Source organism: Pseudomonas sp. TE4620 (assembly GCF_056279045.1).
Window position 1 is genome coordinate 1,652,650 of the sequence record NZ_JBWBQO010000001.1, and the last position, 20,026, is coordinate 1,672,675.

The window sequence follows — 20,026 nt, forward strand, 5'->3', positions numbered from 1 at the left end:
CACTTTGCATGATGGGCATGTTCGCAACGTGCTGCAACCTATTGAATTTATAGCCATTGCCCTTTCAACCGGTTTGGCACAGGGCGTGCACCCGTTGTAGTGAACATTCGATGTTCCTCACGGGAGCTCTACAACAATGATTACAACATCAGAAACCCACTCCACCTCCATCGTCGAAGCGCAAAGCCGCTCCGGCGTGTCATGGGCGGCTATATTTGCCGGCGCGGCGGGCGCCGCGGCGTTGTCGTTGATACTGGTTTTGCTCGGTATCGGGCTGGGCTTCTCGGCAGTTTCGCCGTGGGTTGGCGACGGCATGAGCGCCAAGGGCCTGGGTATCTCGACGATTGTCTGGCTGGCGCTGACGCAGATTATCGCCTCCGGCCTGGGGGGTTACCTGGCGGGCCGTCTGCGGGTCAAATGGGCGAGCGTGCATGGCGATGAGGTGTACTTTCGCGATACCGCCCACGGCTTTCTGGCCTGGGCCGTTGCCACGCTGGTCACGGCAACGCTGGTGGTCGGTTCGGTCAGCAGTATCGTCGCTGGCGGCGTGCAGGCGGGGGCTCAGGTCGCCGCCGGTGCTGCAGGTGGCGTTACTGCGGCAGCGACGGCTGCCAGCGGTTCCCAGGGTAGCGACCCCTATGGTTATTTCGTCGATACCCTGTTCCGTGGCGATGGCACGGTGACGGTCAACGAAGATGCTGCACAAGTAGCGGTGACCCGGATCATGGCGCGCGCGTTGAGCAACGGCGGGCAACTGAGCGGCGAAGACCGCCAGTACCTGGCGCAACTGGTCAGTCAGCGCACCAACCTTGCGCCGGCCCAGGCCGAGCAGCGTGTCGACCAGGTCTTCGCCCAGGCGCGCCAGGCAGTGGACGACGCCAAAAAGGCTGCCCGTGAAGCGGCTGATGCCGCCAGCAAGGCGGCTGCGCTGTCGGCATTGTGGATGTTCATTGCCTTGCTGTGCGGGGCGTTCTTCGCCAGCCTCGCCGCCACTTACGGCGGCCGTCGTCGCGATGCCGTGGTGCTGGTCGATGACTACGTCAGTGCCCAAGTCCGTTGAACCGAGGAGAACTACCATGCGTTCACTACTGTTGTTCATGCTGGGTGTACCGATTCCGGTGATCATCCTGATCGCCCTGTTCATGCATTGATTGCCTGGCGAAGTCGGCGGCCTTGCCGCCGACTCGTGCCATCCCTCAAAAAAACTGCACTCACCCCTCAGTTTTTTGAATTACCACTCGCCAGCCCAACCCCGGCAAAATCCCCGCCCACGCAACACCCAAAAATTCCATCTCCACGGACGGAGCCCATTGGTATTGCCCCCTCGCAATACTCAGCCCAGTCAATTTGGCCGGGCTTTTTTTACTGCCCAGGTGCCCGATCTACCCATGTCTCTGCGCGCTCTGAACAACGGGTTCAACCGGCTGCTGCCGGCCCCTCTGAACATCCCCCCAAAAGAATGGCTACGCGCAGGCGTTGGCGCACTGCTCGGCCTGTTTCTCGCAGGCCTGGCCTGCAGCCTGGCCTTTGGCCCGACAGTGGCGCTGCACCTGCTCGGGCCGCTGGCGGCCTCGGCGGTGCTACTGTTTGCCGTGCACTCCGGGGCGCTGGCGCAGCCCTGGCCGTTTATTGGCAGCTATGCCAGCGCCACCGCGGTGGGCCTGGTGCTGCATCACTGCTTTGGTTCGGCCCTGTGGGTCGCGGCGTTGGCCCTGGGCGTGGCGATTTTGCTCATGTGCCTGCTGCGCTGCCTGCACCCGCCGGGTGGCGGCGTGGCGGTGAGCGTGGTGCTGGCCGACTCGTCGCTGGCGGCGATGGGCGACCAGGTGTTCGAACCGATCATGCTCAATGCCCTGGTGCTGGTGGCCGTGGCGGTGATCTACAACCGCCTGACCGGCGTGCGCTACCCGAAGACCGCCGCGGCGCGCAAAGACCTGCACCACACCGCCGACGTGCTGCCGGGTGAACGGGTCGGCGTCAGTGGTGAAGACCTCGACCAGGCGCTGGAGGAGCTCGGCGAGTTCGTCGACGTCACCCGTGACGAGCTCGAACGCATCATCATGGCCACCGAGCAACACGCGCTCAAACGCAGCCTGGGCGGCATTACCGCCGCCTCGGTGATGTCCCGGGACGTGCAACTGGCGACCCCGCAAACCACCTTGCAACAGGCCTGGCAGTTGCTGTCGAGCCACCATCTGCACACCTTGCCGGTACTCGATGACGCCCGGCGCCTGGTGGGGATAGTCAGCCTCACCGACCTGATCGGCCCGGCCATGGCCCAGGGGCGGTGCAGCTGGCGCGCATTGCTCGGGCGCCGGCCCAAGGTGCTGCTGGAGCAGATCATGAGCCGGCCGGTGATTACCGTGCGCAGCGACGAGCCGGCGGTGGCGCTGATTCCGTTGCTCAGCGAGCAGGGGCTGCATTGCTTGCCGGTAATGGACGGCGAAGCGCTGGTGGGGGTGATTACCCAGACCGATCTGATTGCCGGGCTCAAGCGGCAGTTGTTGAGTGAGGTGGCGGCCTCAGATCACCGGATCCCAGCGCTGTGACCAGTCGCTCTCACCGGCGACCACTTCGCGCAGTACCCTGAACGCCTGTTGCAGCGCCTCGCTGTCGCGCTCGCGGGCATACACCAGGTAGGTGGGGTAGGTGAACTCGGGCGCTTGCGGCACGCGTTCGAATACGCCGCTGTCCAGGTAGGCCTGCACCACGCGGGTACGGAAGTAGCCGCTGCCGCCGTGTTCAAGGATGTACTGCAGCGCCAGCGGCCCGAGGTTGAAGCTCAGCGCCGGGCGCGCGCATTCGGGCAGGGCGGCGTCGTGACGGCGGCGAAAGGCCTGGCCCCAGTCGATGTACACGTAGGGCTCGGGTTTGTCCTTGCGGCGGATGCGGATGAGCTTTTCTTCCATCAGTTGCTCCACCTGCAGGCCGGGGCCGTAGGTGGGCTGGTAGACCAGCACGGCATCGAGCACGCCCATTTCCACCTTGTGCAGCAACGACTCGCCATCGCTGACTTCGCTGCGAATGGCGTGGCCGGGCATTTCCCGGTGCAGGGCGCTGACCCAGCCAAGCACCATGGGGTTGCCGAGGCTGACTTCGCCGCCGATGTGCAGCACCTGGTGGCAGCCTTCGGGCAACGGCAGGTCGCGGCGCGCGGCCTCCCAGGTTTGCACCAGCTGGTTGGCATACACCACGAAGGCCTCGCCGTCGGCAGTGAGGCTGGCGCCGCTGCGACTGCGAATGAACAGCTGGCAGGCGAGTTGCTGTTCGAGCTTTTGTACCCGGGCGGTGATGGCCGTCTGGGTGACGTGCAGGCGCTCGGCGGCGGACACCAGGCTGCCGGTGCGGACGATTTCCAGAAAGGTGCGGGCGAGCTCGATATCCATGGGGCAGCCTGGTGTTTGCGGTGGCCTATTCTAGTGGCTTTGCACGGGTTTGGGGCGTGGCTGCACAGCCGCCAGAGAAATCAGTCGTACAGCACCGGCTGGCGATCCCGGTGCACATCGTTCAAGGCACTGATGCGCTTGTCCCGCGCCTCGCTCAGGTCGAGGCGGGCATGGATGATTTGCGTGCCGGCCGGCGCTTCATGCAGCGGCCCGGCCAGCGGGTAGCCGTTGGCATCGACAATCACCGAGCCACCGACCCAGTCCACTTCGCGCTCATGGCCGTTGCGGTCACAGGCGGCGATGTACAAGCGGTTGACCGAAGCATTGGCCTGCACCCGTACCACTTCCGCGGGCCGCTCGCCGAGCGGTCGCGGGCCGTCCGGCCAGTTCACCGGCGCGCACAGCAGTTCGGCCCCGGCCAGCGCCGGCAAGCGCACCCACTCGGGAAATTCCAGGTCGTAGCAGATCATCACCGCAATGCGTCCGAAGCGCGTATCGATCACCGGCGGCGGTTGCCCACCGGCGCTGAAGATGCGCTTTTCGTCGTTCCACAAATGCGCCTTGCGGTACACCGCGCGCACGCCGTCGGCATCGACCAGGGCGGCGCTGTTGTACAACTCGTCGCGCTCGGTGCGCTCGCAAAAGCCGCCGACGATGACGATGTCCAGCTCCGCCGCCAGCGCTGCCCACTGGCGCAGGGTTTCGCCGTTGGGGGTTTCGGCCAGGCTCAGGGCTTCGTTGCGGTCGGCGAACACATAGCCGCTTTGCACCAGCTCCGGTAGCACCACCACCTGGGCGCCTTGTCCGGCGGCGCTGCGGACAGCCTGTAGGGCGCGCTCGCGGTTGTATTTAAGTTCGCCGACCTGCGGCGCCAGTTGGCAGCAGGCGACCTGGATCAGGGTTGGACTCATGCGAGGGTTTCCTCAAGCTGGCGCTCGCTGGCCGCTGCCAGGCGTTGTTCGCCAGGCAGGTCGAGCGAGCGGCAGAGCAGGGCGTAGAGACTGCCGGTGACCAGCAGACCAATGACAAAAGCAATGTCGGCACCACCCAGCGCGGCGGCTGCGGGGCCGGTGTAAAAGCTCAAGGCCATGAACGGCACCATCGCCAGCAAACCCAGGCCGTAGGCGATCAGCCCGGGCTTGCCCCAGGCACCGTAGATGCCGTCGGGGTTGAAGATTTCGCTGATCACGTAGTGGCCCTTGCGCACGCAGTAGAAGTCCACCAGGTTGACCGCGGTCCACGGCACCAGGAAGTACAGCATCAGCAGCACGAAGGTGTTGAAGCTGCCCAGGTAGCTCTCGGGGATGGCCAGGGCGACGATAAAGACGATGGTGGCAATCACGCTGATGCCGGCCACGCGGATCTTCAGCGACGGCGTGACCTGCTTGAAGCAGTCGATGGCGCTGATGCTGGTGAGCATGGCGCCGTAGCAGTTGACCGCCATGATGCCCACCAGCGCCGGTACCGAGATCAGCACAGTGAAGGTGCCCAGGCCCGGCAGGAACTGGTTGCCCACTTCGCGCACACTGGCGATGGCGTCAGGCGCTGGCAAGGCCGAGGCGAGAAAGGCGCCCAGGGACATCAGCCACAGGGCCGAGCCGGCCGCGCCCAGGTAGGTCCAGAACACCACTTTCGCCGTCGGCGTGTCGTGGGGCAGGTAGCGCGAGTAGTCGGAGACGTACACCGAATAGCTGATCTGGTAACCGGCGGCCGCCGACAGTTGCACCAGGAATGCGCCCCACGAGAACTGCGGATCCTGCAGGGCGGCGTCGGCCTGCAGGGTCAGCAGGGCGCTGACGGTGAGCACGCCGAACACCAGGATCATCACGTAGGTCAGCCAGCGCTGCACCGTGTGTAGCAAGTCGTGGCCGACCACCGCCAGCAGCACGGCGATGACGATCAGGCCCAGGTACCAGGGCGTGCGTTGGCCGGGCAGCACGGTGTTGATCGCATCGGTGGCGAGGATCACGTTGAAGACGTTGAAACCGATGTAGACGAAGACCACAGCGGCAAACGGCACGATGGCGCCCTTGAGGCCGAATTGGGCGCGCGACTGGATCATCTGCGGCAAGCCCATACGTGGGCCCTGGTTGGCGTGAAAGGCCATGAAGAAGGTGCCAAAGCACACCCCGAGCACGATCGCCAGGATCGAGTACAGCGCCCCCAGGCCCAGGGCCGGGCCGGTGAAACCGGTGACCATGGTGGTGAGCACGAAGTTGCCGGTGAACCAGAACGGCGCCTGGTGCCAGACCTTGCCGTGGCGCTCGCTGCGCGGCACATAGCCGATTGAGCGAACCTCGATGCGCGGGCGTGCAGCCCCCGCCTTGTTGGCGTTGTCCACGGCAGAACCTCGTGTTGTTTTTATGGGGTAACTGGCCGATGGTCCGACAGACGGTGGGTGAGGGGAATCGTTGGTATCAAAAAATTACTTCATGGAATTCAGAAGTAATGGGCTGCGGTGCAGCCCATCGCGGGCAGTGTCAGTAGCGAATCATCACCGACTTCAGCTCGGTGTAATCCTCGATAAACGCCCCGCCAAATTCACGGCCTATGCCTGAAGCCTTTACCCCGCCAAACGGCACGGCCGGGTCGAGCAGGGTATGCATGTTCACCCACACCGTACCGGCCTGCACCTGCGGCACCAGGCGCAAGGCCTTGCTCAGGTCGTTGGTCCACAGGCTGGCACTGAGGCCATAGGGGCTGGCGTTCATCAGCGCGATCAGTTGCTCTTCATCGTCATACGGCAAGAAGGTCGCCACCGGCCCGAAGGTTTCCTCGTTGAGCAGGCTGTCGTCCACCGAATTGGCCAGGATCACCGTCGGCTCGACGTAGCAGCCCGGGCCTTCGAGCAAACGCCCGCCATGGATGATCTGGCTGCCTTCGCTGCGCGCCTTGGCAAACAGTGCGCCGAGCCTGGCCTGGTGCTGCTTGTTGCAGACCGGGCCGAATTCGCTGCTTTCATCCAGCGGTGAGCCGATCTTCAGCTGGGCCAGGCGCTCGCTCAAGGCCCCGGTCACCGCCTCGATCTGCGAGCGATGCAGATAAAAGCGCTCGGCTGCCGCGCAGATCTGCCCGGCGTGCAAAAAGCCCGCTTCGATGATGCCGTCCACCGCCGTGTGCACTGGTACGTCGCGCAGGAATCCGGCCGCATTCTTGCCGCCCAGCTCCAGGGTGGCGCGGGTCAGGTTGGCGGCCATGGCGCTCTGGCCGACGGCCAGGCCAGTGGGCACGGAGCCGGTGAACGAGACCTTGTCGGTGCCCGGGTGCTCGATCAGCGCCTTGCCGGCCAGGCCGGCGCCGGTCACCACGTTCAGTGCGCCTGCGGGCAGGCCGGCGTCGATGGCAAGTTCGGCAATGCGCAGGATGGTCAGCGGGGTGAATTCGCTGGGCTTGATGATGATGCTGCAACCGGTCACCAGTGCCGAACCGAGCTTCCACAAGGCGATCATGGTCGAGAAATTCCACGGCACGATGCCCACCACCACGCCGACTGGCTCGCGCAGGGTAAAGGCGGTGTAGCGCTCGCCGTTGAACGAGGGCAGCGACGGGGTGAGGGTCTGGCCGCTGAGCTTGGTCGCCCAGCCGGCGTAGTAGCGCAAGAAATGCGCGGCCTGATCGACCTCGAAATTGCGCGAAAGGGTGATCAGCTTGCCCGACTGGCAGGTCTCCAGCTGCGCCAGTTCTTCGCGGTGTTGCTCGATCAGGTCGGCAAGCTTGAGCAGCACGCTGGCACGCACGGCGGGGGCGGTTTGTGACCATTGCGCAAAGCCACGGCGCGAGGAGGCGACGGCATCGTCGATGGTCTGCGCGGTGGCTTCGGCCACGCGGCTGATGACCTGGTCACTGGCCGGGTCGATCACCTCCAGGTAGCGGGCATCGGCCTGTGGCTGCTGGCGACCGTCGATAAAGCTGCTGTGCTCGCGTTGCAAAAAAACGCGCACCTGGGGCAAAAGGCTGATGTTGCTCATGGGACGAACCTCAAGGGAAAGCAAAGCCCCGACCCTAGCGCAGCGCCCCGGCAGTGGCTTGACTGAGCCTGCCGCCGGCCATGCACCGGCCTGCCAGGCGCTTTGTAATCTGCAAGGTTTGGCCTTAGGCTGCGGCATCCGCCTGTGCAGGAGCGCCCCTTGAACCCGATTTTCGCCTCCCTGAGCATCGCCCACCTGCGCGCGTTGCAGAGCATGCTGCAGCTGAAGAACCTCAGCCATGCCGCCGAGCGCCTGGGCAGCAGCCAGTCGGTGCTCAGCCGCCAGCTGGCACATATGCGCGAAGCCTTTGACGACCCGCTGCTGGTGCGCCAGGGCCGCGGCTATGTCTTGAGTGAACGCGGCGAAAGCCTGCTGCTGCCGCTGGGCCAGGTGCTGGCCGAGCTCGAGGCCTTGCGCCAACCGCAGGCCTTCGAGCCCAAGCGCTGCGAGCGGCGCTTTTGCCTGGCGGCCTCGGACTACATCGCCGAACACATGCTGCCGCTGTTGGTCAGCACCCTGGAGCGCGAAGCGCCGGGGGTGTCGATCGAGTACCGCACCTGGCAGCCGGGGCAGTATGAACTGCTCGCCAGCGGCGAAGTCGACCTGGCTACCACGCTGTTCGACGATGCTCCGACCAACCTGCACGGGCGCATGCTCGGTGAAGACCGCGCGGTGTGCCTGATGCATCGCGAGCACCCGTTGGCGGCAAAAACCGAACTGAGCCAGGACGATTACCGCGCCTGGAACCATGTGCGCATTTCCGGCGGTGGCGACAAGGACAGCTTTATCGACCGCCACCTGCGTGAGCAGGGCCTGAGCCGGCGCATCAGCCTGCAGGTGCCGTTCTACTCGGCGGCGGTGCAGGTGGTCGGCAGCAGCCAGGCGCTGGTCACCGTGCCCGAGCACATTGCCCGCCAGCTCAGCCGCCTGCATCCACTGACCTGGCGGCCGTTGGCGTTTGTCGAGCACAGCCAACGCTACTGGGTGGTCTGGCACCAGCGCCTGCACGGCTCGGCCGAGCACCGCTGGTTGCGCAACCTGGTGTTCGAGCAGTGGCAGCAGTCGCAGTTCGGCGTGCACGGCGGCCATGCGCATTCGCCATAGCAGCTATGCGCCGGGCGGCGTTTTTTGGCGGTCAGCCAGGGCCTAGACTCAGGCCCACTTACCGCCAATAACAGGAGCCGCTGCATGAGCCCGGAAGAATTTCGCAAACATGGCCACCAACTGATCGACCTGATCGCCGACTACCGCCAGGGTGTCGGCGAACTGCCGGTGATGGCCCAGGTCGAGCCCGGTTACCTCAAGGCGGCCTTGCCCGGCTCGGCACCGGTTCAGGGCGAGCCGTTCGAGAACATTCTCAAGGACGTAGACCAGTTGCTGATGCCCGGCCTGTCGCACTGGCAGCACCAGGACTTTTTCGGCTACTTCCCCTCCAACGGCACCTTGTCGTCGGTGCTTGGCGATTTTCTCAGCACCGGCCTTGGCGTGCTCGGCCTGTCGTGGCAATCGAGCCCGGCCCTGAGCGAGCTGGAAGAAACCACCGTGGACTGGCTGCGGCAGATGGTCGGTTTGTCGGCGCAGTGGAGCGGGGTGATCCAGGACACCGCGTCCACCAGCACCCTGGTCGCCTTGATCAGCGCCCGCGAGCGCAGCAGCGACTACGCCCTGGCCAAGGGCGGCCTGCAGGGGCAGGGCAAGCCGCTGATGATCTACACCAGCGCCCAGGCCCACAGCTCGGTAGACAAGGCCGCGCTGCTGGCAGGCTTTGGCAAGGACAACATCCGCTACATCGATACCGACGACGACTTCGCCATGCGCCCGCAAGCGCTGGCCGCAGCCATCGAACAGGACCTGGCCGACGGCCTGCAACCCTGCGCGGTGGTGGCTACCACCGGCACCACGGCAACCACCGCCCTCGACCCGCTGCAACCGATCGGCCAGATCGCCCGCGAACATGGCTTGTGGCTGCACGTGGACTCGGCCATGGCGGGTTCGGCGATGATCCTGCCGGAATGCCGCTGGATGTGGGACGGCATCGAGCAGGCCGACTCGATAGTGGTCAATGCGCACAAATGGCTCGGTGTGGCTTTCGATTGCTCGCTGTACTTCGTGCGTGATCCGCAGCACCTGATCCGGGTCATGAGCACCAACCCCAGCTACCTGCAGTCGGCGGTCGACAGCAAGGTCAAGAACCTGCGCGACTGGGGTATCCCGCTGGGGCGGCGGTTCCGTGCCCTGAAGCTGTGGTTCATGCTGCGCAGCGAGGGCATCGAGAACCTGCAACAGCGCTTGCGCCGCGACCTGGACAACGCCCAGTGGCTGGCCGAGCAGGTGCGCGGGGCCGAGGGCTGGGAGTTGCTGGCGCCGGTACAGCTGCAGACCTTGTGCATTCGCCATCGAGGTGAGGGCCTGCAGGGTGAGGCGCTGGATGCACATACCCGGCGCTGGGCGGATCAGCTCAATGCCTCGGGGGTAGCCTACGTCACTCCGGCGACCTTGCATGGCCGCTGGATGGTGCGGGTGTCGGTGGGGGCGTTGCCGACCGAGCGTGAGCATGTGGCTGAGCTTTGGCGCAATTTGCAGAACGTCGTGGCGGGGTGAATTTATCGCGGGGCAAGCCCGCTCCCACAGAATTGATGGTGTTCGCTGTGGGAGCGGGCTTGACCCGCGATGCTTTTAACATCCTATGAAAAGTACAATCTTGCCTATGGAAGTTGCATTTTCCCCCTGAGCCAAGCCTCCCATACTGGCCCCTGCATCCGCCGCCACCTGCCACTTCGCAGGCCCTGGCGGACATCCAATAATAAGCAGGGCCCCTCATGAAAAAGCCAAACCCGCTGCTCGAAGACCTTCGTTCGATTTTGCCTGCCATCGCCGCCAACGCCGCCCGTGCCGAGCAGGACCGCAAAGTCCCGGCCGAAAACATCGCCCTGCTGAAAAGCATCGGCCTGCACCGTGCCTTTTTGCCCAAGCCCTACGGCGGCCTGGAAATCTCCCTGCCGCAATTTGCCGACTGCATCGCCTTGCTTGCCGGCGCTTGCGCCAGCACCGCCTGGGCCATGAGCCTGCTGTGCACCCACAGCCATCAGTTGGCGATGTTCCCGGCCAAGCTGCAGGAGGAGATCTGGGGCGACAACCCCGACGCCACCGCCAGCAGCAGTATCGCCCCGTTCGGCAAGGTCGAGGAGGTCGAGGGCGGCTTGCTGTTCAGCGGCGAGATGGGCTGGAGCAGCGGCAGCGACCATGCCGAGTGGGCGATTGTCGGCTGCCGTCGGGCCAATGCCGAAGGCACCCAGGACTACTGCTTTGCCGTGCTGCCGCGCAGCGACTACGAGATTCGCGACGACTGGTTCGCCGCCGGCATGAGGGGTAGCGGCACCAAGACCCTGGTGATCGACAAGGTGTTCGTCCCCGAGCACCGCATCCAGAAAGCCAAGGACATGATGGAAGGCAAGTCGGCAGGCTTTGGCCTGTATCCGGACAGCAAGGTGTTCTACTCGCCGTACCGGCCATATTTCGCCAGCGGCTTCTCGACCGTCAGCCTCGGTATTGCCGAGCGCATGCTCGAAGCCTTCCGCGAAAAGACCAAGAACCGTGTGCGTGCCTATACCGGGGTCAATGTCGGCGCCGCCACACCCGCGCTGATGCGCCTGGCCGAGTCCACCCATCAGGTTGCCGCCGCTCGCGCATTTCTGGAAAAAACCTGGCAGGAACACGCCGAGCACAGCGAACGTCACCAGTACCCGACGCGCGAGACCCTGGCGTTCTGGCGCACCAACCAGGGCTACGCGGTGAAAATGTGCATCCAGGCGGTCGATCGTCTATTCGAAGCCGCTGGCGGCACTGCCTGGTTCGACAGCAACGAAATGCAGCGGCTGTGGCGCGATGCGCACATGACCGGCGCCCATGCCTACACCGACTACGACGTTTGCGCGCAGATTCTCGGCCGCGAGCTGATGGGCCTGGAACCTGATCCAAGCATGGTCTGATAGGCCTCGCCAATAACAACAATGACGGCTGCCGCGCACGGCAGCCGGGGAGTCTTGCATGTCTACCGCAACCGCATCGGCCTTCGACAGCCGCGCCTTTCGCCGTGCCCTGGGCAACTTCGCCACCGGCGTCACCGTGGTCACCGCCGCCGATCCCCAGGGCAACCTGGTCGGCGTCACTGCCAACAGCTTCAACTCGGTATCCCTCGACCCGCCGCTGATTCTCTGGAGCCTGGACAAACGCTCGAGCAGCCTGGCGGTGTTCGAGGCGGCCAGCCATTTTGCCGTGAACATCCTCGCCGCCGACCAGATCGACCTGTCCAACAACTTCGCCAAGCCCAAGGATGACCGTTTTGCCGGTATCAGCTACCAGGCAGGCGAGGGTGGGGCGCCGATCCTCGCCGATTGTTCGGCGTGCTTTCAGTGCGAAACCCAGCAGCTACTCGACGGTGGCGATCACTGGATCATGCTCGGCAAGGTGGTGGACTTCGATGACTGCGGCCGCTCGCCGTTGCTGTATCACCAGGGCGCCTATTCCATGGTGCTGCCACACACGCGCATGACCCGCCGCGAAGAAGGTCAGCCGCCGAACAGCCACTTCCAGGGGCGCCTGAGCCATAACCTGTACTACTTGATGACCCAGGCCCTGCGCGCCTACCAGGGCAGCTATCAGCCACGGCAATTGTCCAGCGGCCTGCGAACCAGCGAGGCACGGATGCTTATGGTGCTGGAGAACGACGCCGGGCTGAACCTTGCCGACCTGCAGCGCGAAGTGGCGATGCCGGCGCGGGAAATCGACGAGGCAGTGGCCAACCTCAAGCGCAAGGGCCTGGTGTGCGACAGCGAAGCGGCCGGGCATGTGCGCCTGACCATTGCCGGTATCGACCAGACCGAAGGCCTGTGGAGCATCGCCCGCGAGCAGCAGGACAAGGTGTTCGGGCAATTCAGCGAAGAGCAGATCGCGTTCTTCAAGACCGTGTTGCAGGCGGTGATTCGTAGCTGTTGAGGGGTGATCGCGGGGCAAGCCCGCTCCTACAGGGGCTTGCGCTGTGCTGCTTTTATCTTTCTTCTTAAATTGTTATGTTATTACATAATTTTAAGGAGCCCTCATGAACTACCCCGTAGGAAGGTTATCCCTCGGCCTGTCCGCCTCGCTGCTCGCTTTGCCAGCTGCCGCTGCCGATACCGTGTTGCTTGATGCCCTCAACGTCAATGAACGCCACTATGAAGAAAGTGCGAGCGGCCCGGTGCAGGGCTATCGTGCAACTCGTTCGGGCACCGCGACCAAGACCGACACTGACATCCGCGACACCCCGCAAAGTATCGCCGTGGTGCCCAGCCAGGTGCTCGAGGACCTCAACAGCACGCGCATCGACCGCGCCCTGGATTTTGCCGGCGGGGTCAGCCGGCAGAACAACTTCGGCGGCCTGACCTTCCTCAACTACAGCGTGCGTGGCTTCACCACCGGCGAGCTGTACAAGAACGGCTTTGCCGTCAACCGCGGCAGCTACAGCGCCCCCGACACCTCCAACATCGAGCGCATCGAAGTGCTCAAGGGCCCGGCCGCCAGTCTGTACGGGCGCGGCGATCCCGGCGGGTTGGTAAACATCGTCACCAAGCGTCCGCAAGCCGAAGCCTTCACTCGGTTCAAGGCCAGCGCCGGCAGTTGGGACCGTTACCGCAGCAGCCTGGACGTCAACACGCCGCTCAGCGAAGACGGCCGGGTGTTGTCGCGGGTCAATATGGCGGTGGAGGACAACGGCAGCTTTCGCGATTACGTTGGCAGTGAGCGGCGAATCGTCAGCCCGTCGCTGAGCTGGCAGTTGAGCCCCGAGACCCTGCTGTCGATCGACACCGAGTTCTCGCGTACCGAGTCGGTGTTCGACCGCGGCATCCCGGCGGTCAACAACGAACTGGGCTCGGTCAGCCGTTCGACCTTTCTCGGCGAGCCCAACGACGGGCGCATCCGCAATGACAACCAGACCCTCGACCTGACCCTGGAGCACCACCTCAACGACAGTTGGAAGCTGCGCCTGGCCAACCACTACACCCAGGGCCGGCTCAAGGGCAACAGCTCGGAACCGTCGCGAGTGGTCGGCACCAGCATCAGCCGCTTCTACCGCGAGCGCGATTTCGAGTGGAACGACAACATCACCCAGGCCGAACTGCACGGCCAGTTCCAGTTCGCCGGCTGGGAGCACCAGAGCCTGCTGGGCCTTGAGTACGAGAACTACCGCAACAGCCAGAAGTACCCGCAAAGCGCCACTTCGCTCGGCTATGGCCTGGACATCTACAACCCGGTGTATGGCCAGGCGAAACCGGCGCTGATCAACCCTAATGATTTTTTCGAGCGCACCGAGAGCTACGCGCTCAACCTGCAGGACCAGATCGCCTTTACCGAGCGCTTGCGCGCTCTGGTGGGCGTACGCCTGGAGCATATCGAACAAACCGCGCAGAACCGCTCCACGCGCGTCAGCAACACTCAGGAAAAGGACGTCGCCACCCCGCGGGTGGGACTGCTGTACCAGCTCACACCTGAAGTCGGGGTATTCGCCAATGCCTCGACCTCGTTCAAGCCCAACAGTATCGGCACCCAGGGCCAGATCTACAAACCGGAAAAGGGCCTGGGCTATGAAACCGGGCTCAAGCTGGACCTGTTCGACAGCCGCCTGGGGGCGACTGTCGCGCTGTTCCAGATCGACAAGGAAAACGTCATCACCACCGATGCCTTCGGCGACAGCATCGCCGCCGGCAAGGCGCGCAGCCAGGGGCTCGACCTGCAGTTCAGCGGTCAGTTGAGCGAAGCGCTGCGGGTGATCGGCGCCTATGCCTATATCGATGCCGAAGTGACCAAGGGCGATGCCGCCTTGCCCAAGGGCAGCGACTTGCTGGGCATCCCGCAACATAGCGGTAGCCTGATGGCGGTGTATGAGTTTCAGAGCGGACCATTGCTTGGCTCGGACATTGGCGCTGCAGCCAACTACGTCGGCGAGCGTTCCGGCCAGGCCGGCAGCAGCTTTCGTTTACCCAGCTACAGCACGGTCGACCTGCTGGCCCATTACAAAATCAGCGAACAGGCCACGGTGGGCCTGAACCTGAACAACCTGTTCGATCGCAAGTACTACGAGCGCGGCTACAACGCGGCGTGGAACATGCCGGGGGAGCCGCGCAATTTGATGGTCAGCCTGAGCCTGGCGCTGTAACGCCTGCGATCAGATGCCAACCGGCGTGCACAGCTCCACCAGGGTGCCATCGGGGCAGCGTACATACGACAGGGTTTGCCCCCAGGGCTTGGCTTCGGGGGCCTTCAGCGCCACCGCGCCCGCCGCCACGGCGCGGGCATGGGCGCTGGCAACGTCGTCGGTAACCAGGGCAATCTCCATACCCAATGGCTTTGTCGATTCGCTGGCCGCCAGCACGCCGCCGGCAAAGTGACTATTGCCCAGGGCCAATGACGCAAAGGCGAGGGTGGTGGCGCCGGTGTCCAGTTCGCCATAGTCGCCGGACTCATGGAGAACGCGCCGGCTCAAGCCGAAGGCCTGCTCGAAGAAAGCCAGCGAGGCGGCGACATCGGGGACGTAGACGATGGTGTATCCGAGTTTCATCAATGCATTCTTGATTGAGGAGGGTGTGGGCGGTTTATACAGCACTTGCCCAGGCCTTGGGTACGCCGCTAAGGTTGCGGCTGCAAAGGAGCGCCAAGATGACCGACCCGATCGAACTCAACCGTCGCAACTGGGATGAGCGTGCGCCGCTGCATGCCGCCTCCGGCGACTACGAAGTGGAAACATTCGTCGCCGACCCCGCGCACCTGTCCGAAGTGGTGCGTTTCGACCTGCCGCGCCTGGGCGATATTCGCGGCCAGCGCGCGGTGCACCTGCAATGCCATATCGGTACCGACACCTTGTCGTTGTCGCGCTTGGGCGCCGAGGTCAGCGGGCTGGACTTTTCTGCACAGTCCTTGGCCCAGGCGCGGGCCCTGGCGCAGCGTTGTGCAGCGCGGATCGACTATGTCGAGGCGGATGTCTATGCCGCCGACCAGGTGCTGCCAGCCGCGGCCTTCGACCTGGTATACACCGGTATCGGCGCGTTGATCTGGCTGCCGAGCATCGAGCGCTGGGCGCGTACCGTGGCGGCTTTGCTCAAGCCTGGTGGCCGACTGTTTCTGCGCGAGGGTCATCCGATGCTGCTGGCGGTGAACGAGGACCATCAGGACAAGCTGGTCATCGAGTACCCGTACTTCGAGCGCGAGGCGCCGACGGTGTGGGACAGTGGCGAGACCTATGTCGAGACCGACGGGGTGCTGGAGCAGACGGTAACCCACGAATGGAACCATGGCCTGGGCGAGATCATCAGCGCCTTGCTCAAGCATGGGCTGCAGATTACCGCACTGGAAGAACATGACAGCATTCCCTGGGAGGCGCTGCCAGGGCAGATGAGCAAGGACGAAGGCGGCGAGTGGTCGCTGGACAAGGATCGCTGGCGCTTGCCGTTGAGTTATACCTTGCAGGCGGTCAAGCAGGGGTAGGGGTGTTGACCGTGAGGGCCTCTTCGCTGGCAAGGCCAGCAATCTCACTGCGCTTTTGCCTTCGGCTTGCGCGTTCGCTTGCCTGCCGCAGCGCTGCTCTTGCGCTTTTTCTTCCACGGCGTGCCACCGCGCCCGGCCGGGGTCGCCGGGCCGCTGATGGTCAGGCGCAGGCCGGCACAACGCTCCACCTGCTTGCTCATCCATGCCGATTGCTTGGCGACGAACTCTTCAAGGCTCATTTCGCCGCTTTGCACCATGTCCAGCGCCTGCTCCCAGATCGCCGTGGTGCCTGGGTCGGCAATTGCCCGCGGCACCGCATCGATCAGGCTGAAGGCTGCCGGGGTAGCGCTCAGGGCCTTGCCGTTCTTGACCAGGTAACCGCGATCGAGCAGGCCCTGGATGATTCCGGCACGGGTGGCCTCGGTGCCGATGCCGGTGGTGTCCTTGAGCTTTTGCTTGAGGCGCGGGTCGTCCACCAGCTTGGCGACGTTCTTCATGGCCTTGATCAGGTCGCCCTCGGTGAACGGCTTGGGCGGCTGGGTCCAGAGGTCCTTGAGGGTGACCGCGGCCACCGTGCAGTCCTGGCCTTCGCGCAGTAGCGGCAGTACCTGGGCCACCGGCGCCTCACGGCCTTTGGCCGGGGTCAGGGCCTCGGGCAGGGCGCGGCGCCAGCCCGGCTCGACAATCTGCTTGCCCACCGCGCGCAACGCCTGGCCTGCGCAATCGAACTCGGCCTGGGTACGGTCGTATTCGTGGTTGGGCAAAAACTGCGCCAGGTAGCGGGCGCGGATCAGGGTATAGACCGCCTTGTGTTTGCCCGGCAGGCGCGACGGGTCGCTGGCGGCGGCGGTGGGGATGATGCCGTGGTGGGCACTGACCGTGGCATCGTTCCAGGCCCGTGAACGGCGCTGGGCCTGCAGGTGCGGCTGCAGCGGCGCAAGGCTCGCGTCGGCGCGCTGCAAGGCGGCGAGAATGGCCGGCGCCTCGCTGTGCTGGCTTAACGGCAGGTAGCCGCAGTCGCTGCGCGGGTAGGTGATCAGCTTGTGGGTCTCGTACAGGGCCTGGGCGATGTCGAGGGTTTCCTGGGCGCCGAGGCCGAACTTCTTCGAGCACAGCTCCTGCAAGGTACCCAGGTCGAAGGGCAGCGGTGCTGCTTCGCGCACGCGCTCGGTGGCCACTTTGACCACCCGCGCACTGCTGGCCGCGCCGATGGCGGCGGCGGCCTGCCGGGCCAGGGCCTGGTTCAGGCAGCGGCCCTGGTCGTCACAGGCATCTTCGGCGGCGCGCCACTGCGCGGCGAATTGCTCGCCGGCGCTTTGCAGCTGCACGTCGATGGCCCAGTAGGCCACCGGCACGAAGTCAGCGATGCTGCGGTCGCGGTCGACCACCAGGCGCAAGGTCGGCGTTTGAACCCGACCCACAGGCAGTACGCCCTGATAGCCGGACTGGCGACCGAGCAGGGTGAACAGCCGGCTCATGTTCATGCCGATCAGCCAGTCGGCCCGCGAGCGGCCCAGGGCCGAATGGTAGAGGCTGAAGGTTTCGCTACCGGGCTTGAGTGCCGCCAGGGCCTTGCGGATGGAGGCGTCGTCCAGTGCCGACAGCCACAGGCGGTTGATCGGCCCGCGGTAGCGGCAATGCTCGACCAGCTCGCGGGCGATCATCTCGCCTTCGCGGTCGGCGTCGGTGGCGATCACCAGCTCGCGGGCCTCGCCAAGCAGGCGCTTGACCGCCTTGAACTGGCTGGCGGTCTTGGGCTTGACCAGCATCTTCCACTTTTCGGGCACGATCGGCAGGTCGGCCAGCACCCAGCGCTTGTAACGCGCGTCGTAGCTGTCGGGTGGAGCGGTCTCGAGCAAGTGGCCGATGCACCAGGTGACGGTAACCTCGGTGCCGACCCAGCAGCCGTCGCCACGGCGGTTGGCGCCGAGAACCTTGGCGATGTCTTTGGCCTGGGAAGGCTTTTCGCAGAGAAACAGGCGCATGCCGTTCGATCTATGGTGGGTGAAGGCCATAGGATGCGCAGGATTGAGGGGCGTGGCAAGTTTTATCTGTATGGATATACAGCTTGATGTTGCCGGTGCTGACGAAGAATCCCCCGCGCTTTTGGCCAGCTTGCCATCGATGTTGCCATGGACGGGCCAATTGCCCCTGTGGCAGCGTTTGGGTTTGCCCACGGGTGTGTCAACGGACGATGTCGCCAGGGTTACCTGCCACCTGCACAAGGATGTATAGCCATGCCTGTTTTCGATTACCGCCACCTCGACAGCGCCGCTTCCAAAGCCCTCTACAGCGACGCCATGGCGCTGACTCTGTATGCCTACCACGGCATCGACAACGGCTTTGCCGTTGGCTACCAGCAGCACGGTTTTGGCCTCGGTTTACCGGCCACCTTGATCAAGGCCCTGATCGGCGGCACCGACAGCCAGGGCGCGATCCCTGGCATCCCCTGGAACCCCGACGCCGAAGCCCAGGCCCTCGCCGCGGTAAAAGCGGCAGGCTGGACGCCGATCAGCGCCAGCCAGCTGGGTTACCAGGGCACTACGGATTTTCGTGGCACCTTCCATGGTGAAACCCGCGGCTACACCAGTGCCCAGGTCGAGATACTTGGCAAGTACGACGCCGCCGGCCAGTTAAGCGGCCTGGGCATCGCCTTTCGCGGCACCAGCGGGCCGCGGGAAAACCTGATTGGCGACACCATCAGCGATGCCATCCACGACCTGATGGCGGCCTTCGGCCCGGCTGACTTTGCCAAGAACTACGCCGCCAATGCCTTCGGCCGGCTGTTCGATGATGTCGCCCGGTTCGCCCAGGCCAACGGCCTGAGCGGCAGCGACATCACCGTCAGTGGCCACAGCCTCGGTGGCCTTGGTGTCAACAGCCTGGCCGAGCTTAGCAACGACACCTGGGGCGGCTTCTATCAGGACGCCCGCTACGTTGCCTTTGCCTCACCCACCCAGGCCAGCGACAGCAGCAAGGTGCTGAACATCGGCTACGAGAACGACCCGGTGTTCCGCGCGCTCAATGGCTCGAAAGCCGACTGGGCAACCTTCGGTGTGCATGATGCGGCCAAGCCTTCGAGCACCGACAACATCGTCAACTTCAACGACCACTATGCCTCCGATGCCTGGAACCTGCTGCCGTACTCGATCGGCAACATCGCCACCTGGCTCTCGCACTTGCCGAGCGCCTACGGCGACGGCCTGGGGCGGGTGCTGGACTCGGCATTCTATGAATGGACGGCCAAGGACTCGACCATTGTCGTCAGCAACCTGTCCGACGTTCGCCGTGGCTCGACCTGGGTCGAGGACCTGAACCGCAACGCCGAAGCGCACAAGGGCAGCACCTTTATCATCGGCTCCGACGCCGGCGACCTGATTCATGGCGGGCGCGGCAATGATTACCTGGAAGGGCGCGCCGGCAACGACACTTTCCGTGACGATGGCGGCTACAACCTGATCGACGGCGGCGCCGGCCACGACACCTTGAAGCTCGGCCAGGCGCTGGACAAATTTGATGTCGCCCGTGATGGCAACGGCACCCTGTACCTGCGTGACAGCAGCGGCGGCATCAGCCTGGTCAAGCAGGTCGAAACCCTGGTCAGCAAGGAATCGAGCCTGCTGTTCTTCAGCAAGCAAGTCAGCCACCAGATCGACCCGGCGGGGCTGCTGAGCAGCGGCAAGGTTCACGCCTACGCCGCCAGCCAGAACGGTACGCCAGGCAATGACAGCCTCAAGGCGGGCGCGCAAGGCCAATGGCTGTTTGGCCTGGACGGCAACGACCATCTGCAAGGTGGCCGTGGCAACGACGTGTTGGTCGGTGGCGCCGGCAACGACGTGCTGGTATCGGGCGGTGGCAGCGACACCTTCCTGTTCAGCGGCCACTTCGGCCAGGATCAGGTACAGGGCTTCGACGCCGATGACCGACTGGTATTCATCGGCGTCGAGGGTGGCACGGCGCAACCGGACATTCGCCAGCACCTGAGCCAGGTGGGCAGTGATGCGGTGCTGAGCTTCGGTAGCGATAGCGTGACCCTGGTCGGGGTGTCGGCAGATAGCCTGAGTGCGGCGCAGGTGGTGATCGCTTGAGTCACCGCTGCGCCCGCTAGCCTCAAGCGATCCTGCGCAGTCAGGCCGCGCTGATGTGGTCGGACAG

Annotated in this window: 14 protein-coding genes and 1 pseudogene; 9 read left to right on the plus strand and 6 right to left on the minus strand. The window is 64.6% G+C overall.

Features of this window, described 5'->3' with window-relative positions; all coding sequences use genetic code 11:
* The first annotated feature begins 136 nt into the window (after positions 1 to 136).
* The gene (locus ACZ9A3_RS07895) at positions 137 to 1,060 is read left to right on the plus strand and encodes a hypothetical protein (protein WP_258597457.1); all 924 of its coding nucleotides are present in this window, start codon (positions 137 to 139) and stop codon (positions 1,058 to 1,060) included.
* Positions 1,061 to 1,345: 285 nt separating this feature from the next.
* Positions 1,346 to 2,549 (plus strand): annotated as a pseudogene (locus tag ACZ9A3_RS07900) (HPP family protein).
* Here ACZ9A3_RS07900 and ACZ9A3_RS07905 read toward each other — a convergent pair.
* From ACZ9A3_RS07905 to ACZ9A3_RS07920, 4 genes are all read right to left on the minus strand, one after another.
* A complete protein-coding gene (locus ACZ9A3_RS07905) occupies positions 2,523 to 3,386 on the minus strand; it encodes a LysR family transcriptional regulator (protein WP_045196624.1) in 864 nt (287 codons plus the stop codon). The pseudogene ACZ9A3_RS07900 and the gene ACZ9A3_RS07905 sit on opposite strands and share 27 nt — an antisense overlap.
* Positions 3,387 to 3,466: 80 nt before the next feature.
* Entirely contained in the window at positions 3,467 to 4,297 is an 831-nt protein-coding gene (locus ACZ9A3_RS07910) for a nitrilase family protein (RefSeq protein ID WP_093384109.1), read from the minus strand.
* Positions 4,294 to 5,727: a purine-cytosine permease family protein gene (locus ACZ9A3_RS07915; protein ID WP_476252339.1), complete on the minus strand. Its 1,434-nt coding sequence runs from the start codon at positions 5,725 to 5,727 to the stop codon at positions 4,294 to 4,296. The genes ACZ9A3_RS07910 and ACZ9A3_RS07915 overlap by 4 nt, the downstream gene beginning before the upstream one ends.
* A 139-nt stretch (positions 5,728 to 5,866) precedes the next feature.
* Positions 5,867 to 7,354 (minus strand): aldehyde dehydrogenase family protein, encoded by a 1,488-nt coding sequence (locus ACZ9A3_RS07920; RefSeq protein WP_258597465.1) that lies wholly within the window; start codon positions 7,352 to 7,354, stop codon positions 5,867 to 5,869.
* 159 nt (positions 7,355 to 7,513) lie between these two features.
* Between ACZ9A3_RS07920 and ACZ9A3_RS07925 the strand changes: the two genes are divergently transcribed.
* The 5 genes from ACZ9A3_RS07925 to ACZ9A3_RS07945 all read left to right on the plus strand — a co-directional run bounded on the left by ACZ9A3_RS07925 (position 7,514) and on the right by ACZ9A3_RS07945 (position 14,546).
* The gene (locus ACZ9A3_RS07925) at positions 7,514 to 8,458 is read left to right on the plus strand and encodes a LysR family transcriptional regulator (RefSeq protein ID WP_476252340.1); all 945 of its coding nucleotides are present in this window, start codon (positions 7,514 to 7,516) and stop codon (positions 8,456 to 8,458) included.
* An 84-nt stretch (positions 8,459 to 8,542) separates the two neighbouring features.
* Entirely contained in the window at positions 8,543 to 9,955 is a 1,413-nt protein-coding gene (locus ACZ9A3_RS07930) for a DOPA decarboxylase (protein ID WP_476252341.1), read from the plus strand.
* 218 nt (positions 9,956 to 10,173) lie between these two features.
* Positions 10,174 to 11,343, plus strand: coding sequence for a p-hydroxyphenylacetate 3-hydroxylase oxygenase component (locus tag ACZ9A3_RS07935; RefSeq protein WP_093384089.1), 1,170 nt, complete (start codon positions 10,174 to 10,176; stop codon positions 11,341 to 11,343).
* Positions 11,344 to 11,401: 58 nt separating this feature from the next.
* Positions 11,402 to 12,349, plus strand: a complete 948-nt coding sequence (locus tag ACZ9A3_RS07940; RefSeq protein WP_476252342.1) for a p-hydroxyphenylacetate 3-hydroxylase reductase component — start codon at positions 11,402 to 11,404, stop codon at positions 12,347 to 12,349.
* A gap of 103 nt (positions 12,350 to 12,452) precedes the next feature.
* Positions 12,453 to 14,546, plus strand: coding sequence for a TonB-dependent siderophore receptor (locus ACZ9A3_RS07945; RefSeq protein ID WP_093384077.1), 2,094 nt, complete (start codon positions 12,453 to 12,455; stop codon positions 14,544 to 14,546).
* A gap of 9 nt (positions 14,547 to 14,555) precedes the next feature.
* Here ACZ9A3_RS07945 and ACZ9A3_RS07950 read toward each other — a convergent pair whose 3' ends face one another.
* Positions 14,556 to 14,948, minus strand: coding sequence for a VOC family protein (locus ACZ9A3_RS07950; protein WP_476252343.1), 393 nt, complete (start codon positions 14,946 to 14,948; stop codon positions 14,556 to 14,558).
* 98 nt (positions 14,949 to 15,046) lie between these two features.
* Here ACZ9A3_RS07950 and ACZ9A3_RS07955 point away from each other — a divergent pair, with 98 nt between their 5' ends.
* The gene (locus ACZ9A3_RS07955; RefSeq protein WP_258597471.1) at positions 15,047 to 15,871 is read left to right on the plus strand and encodes a class I SAM-dependent methyltransferase; all 825 of its coding nucleotides are present in this window, start codon (positions 15,047 to 15,049) and stop codon (positions 15,869 to 15,871) included.
* 44 nt (positions 15,872 to 15,915) lie between these two features.
* On the opposite strand, the gene ACZ9A3_RS07960 is transcribed toward ACZ9A3_RS07955, so the two are convergent.
* Positions 15,916 to 17,856 (minus strand): DNA topoisomerase III, encoded by a 1,941-nt coding sequence (locus ACZ9A3_RS07960; RefSeq protein WP_476252344.1) that lies wholly within the window; start codon positions 17,854 to 17,856, stop codon positions 15,916 to 15,918.
* A gap of 252 nt (positions 17,857 to 18,108) precedes the next feature.
* Between ACZ9A3_RS07960 and ACZ9A3_RS07965 the strand changes: the two genes are divergently transcribed.
* Entirely contained in the window at positions 18,109 to 19,959 is a 1,851-nt protein-coding gene (locus ACZ9A3_RS07965; protein WP_093384052.1) for a polyurethane esterase, read from the plus strand.
* Positions 19,960 to 20,026 lie beyond the last annotated feature (67 nt).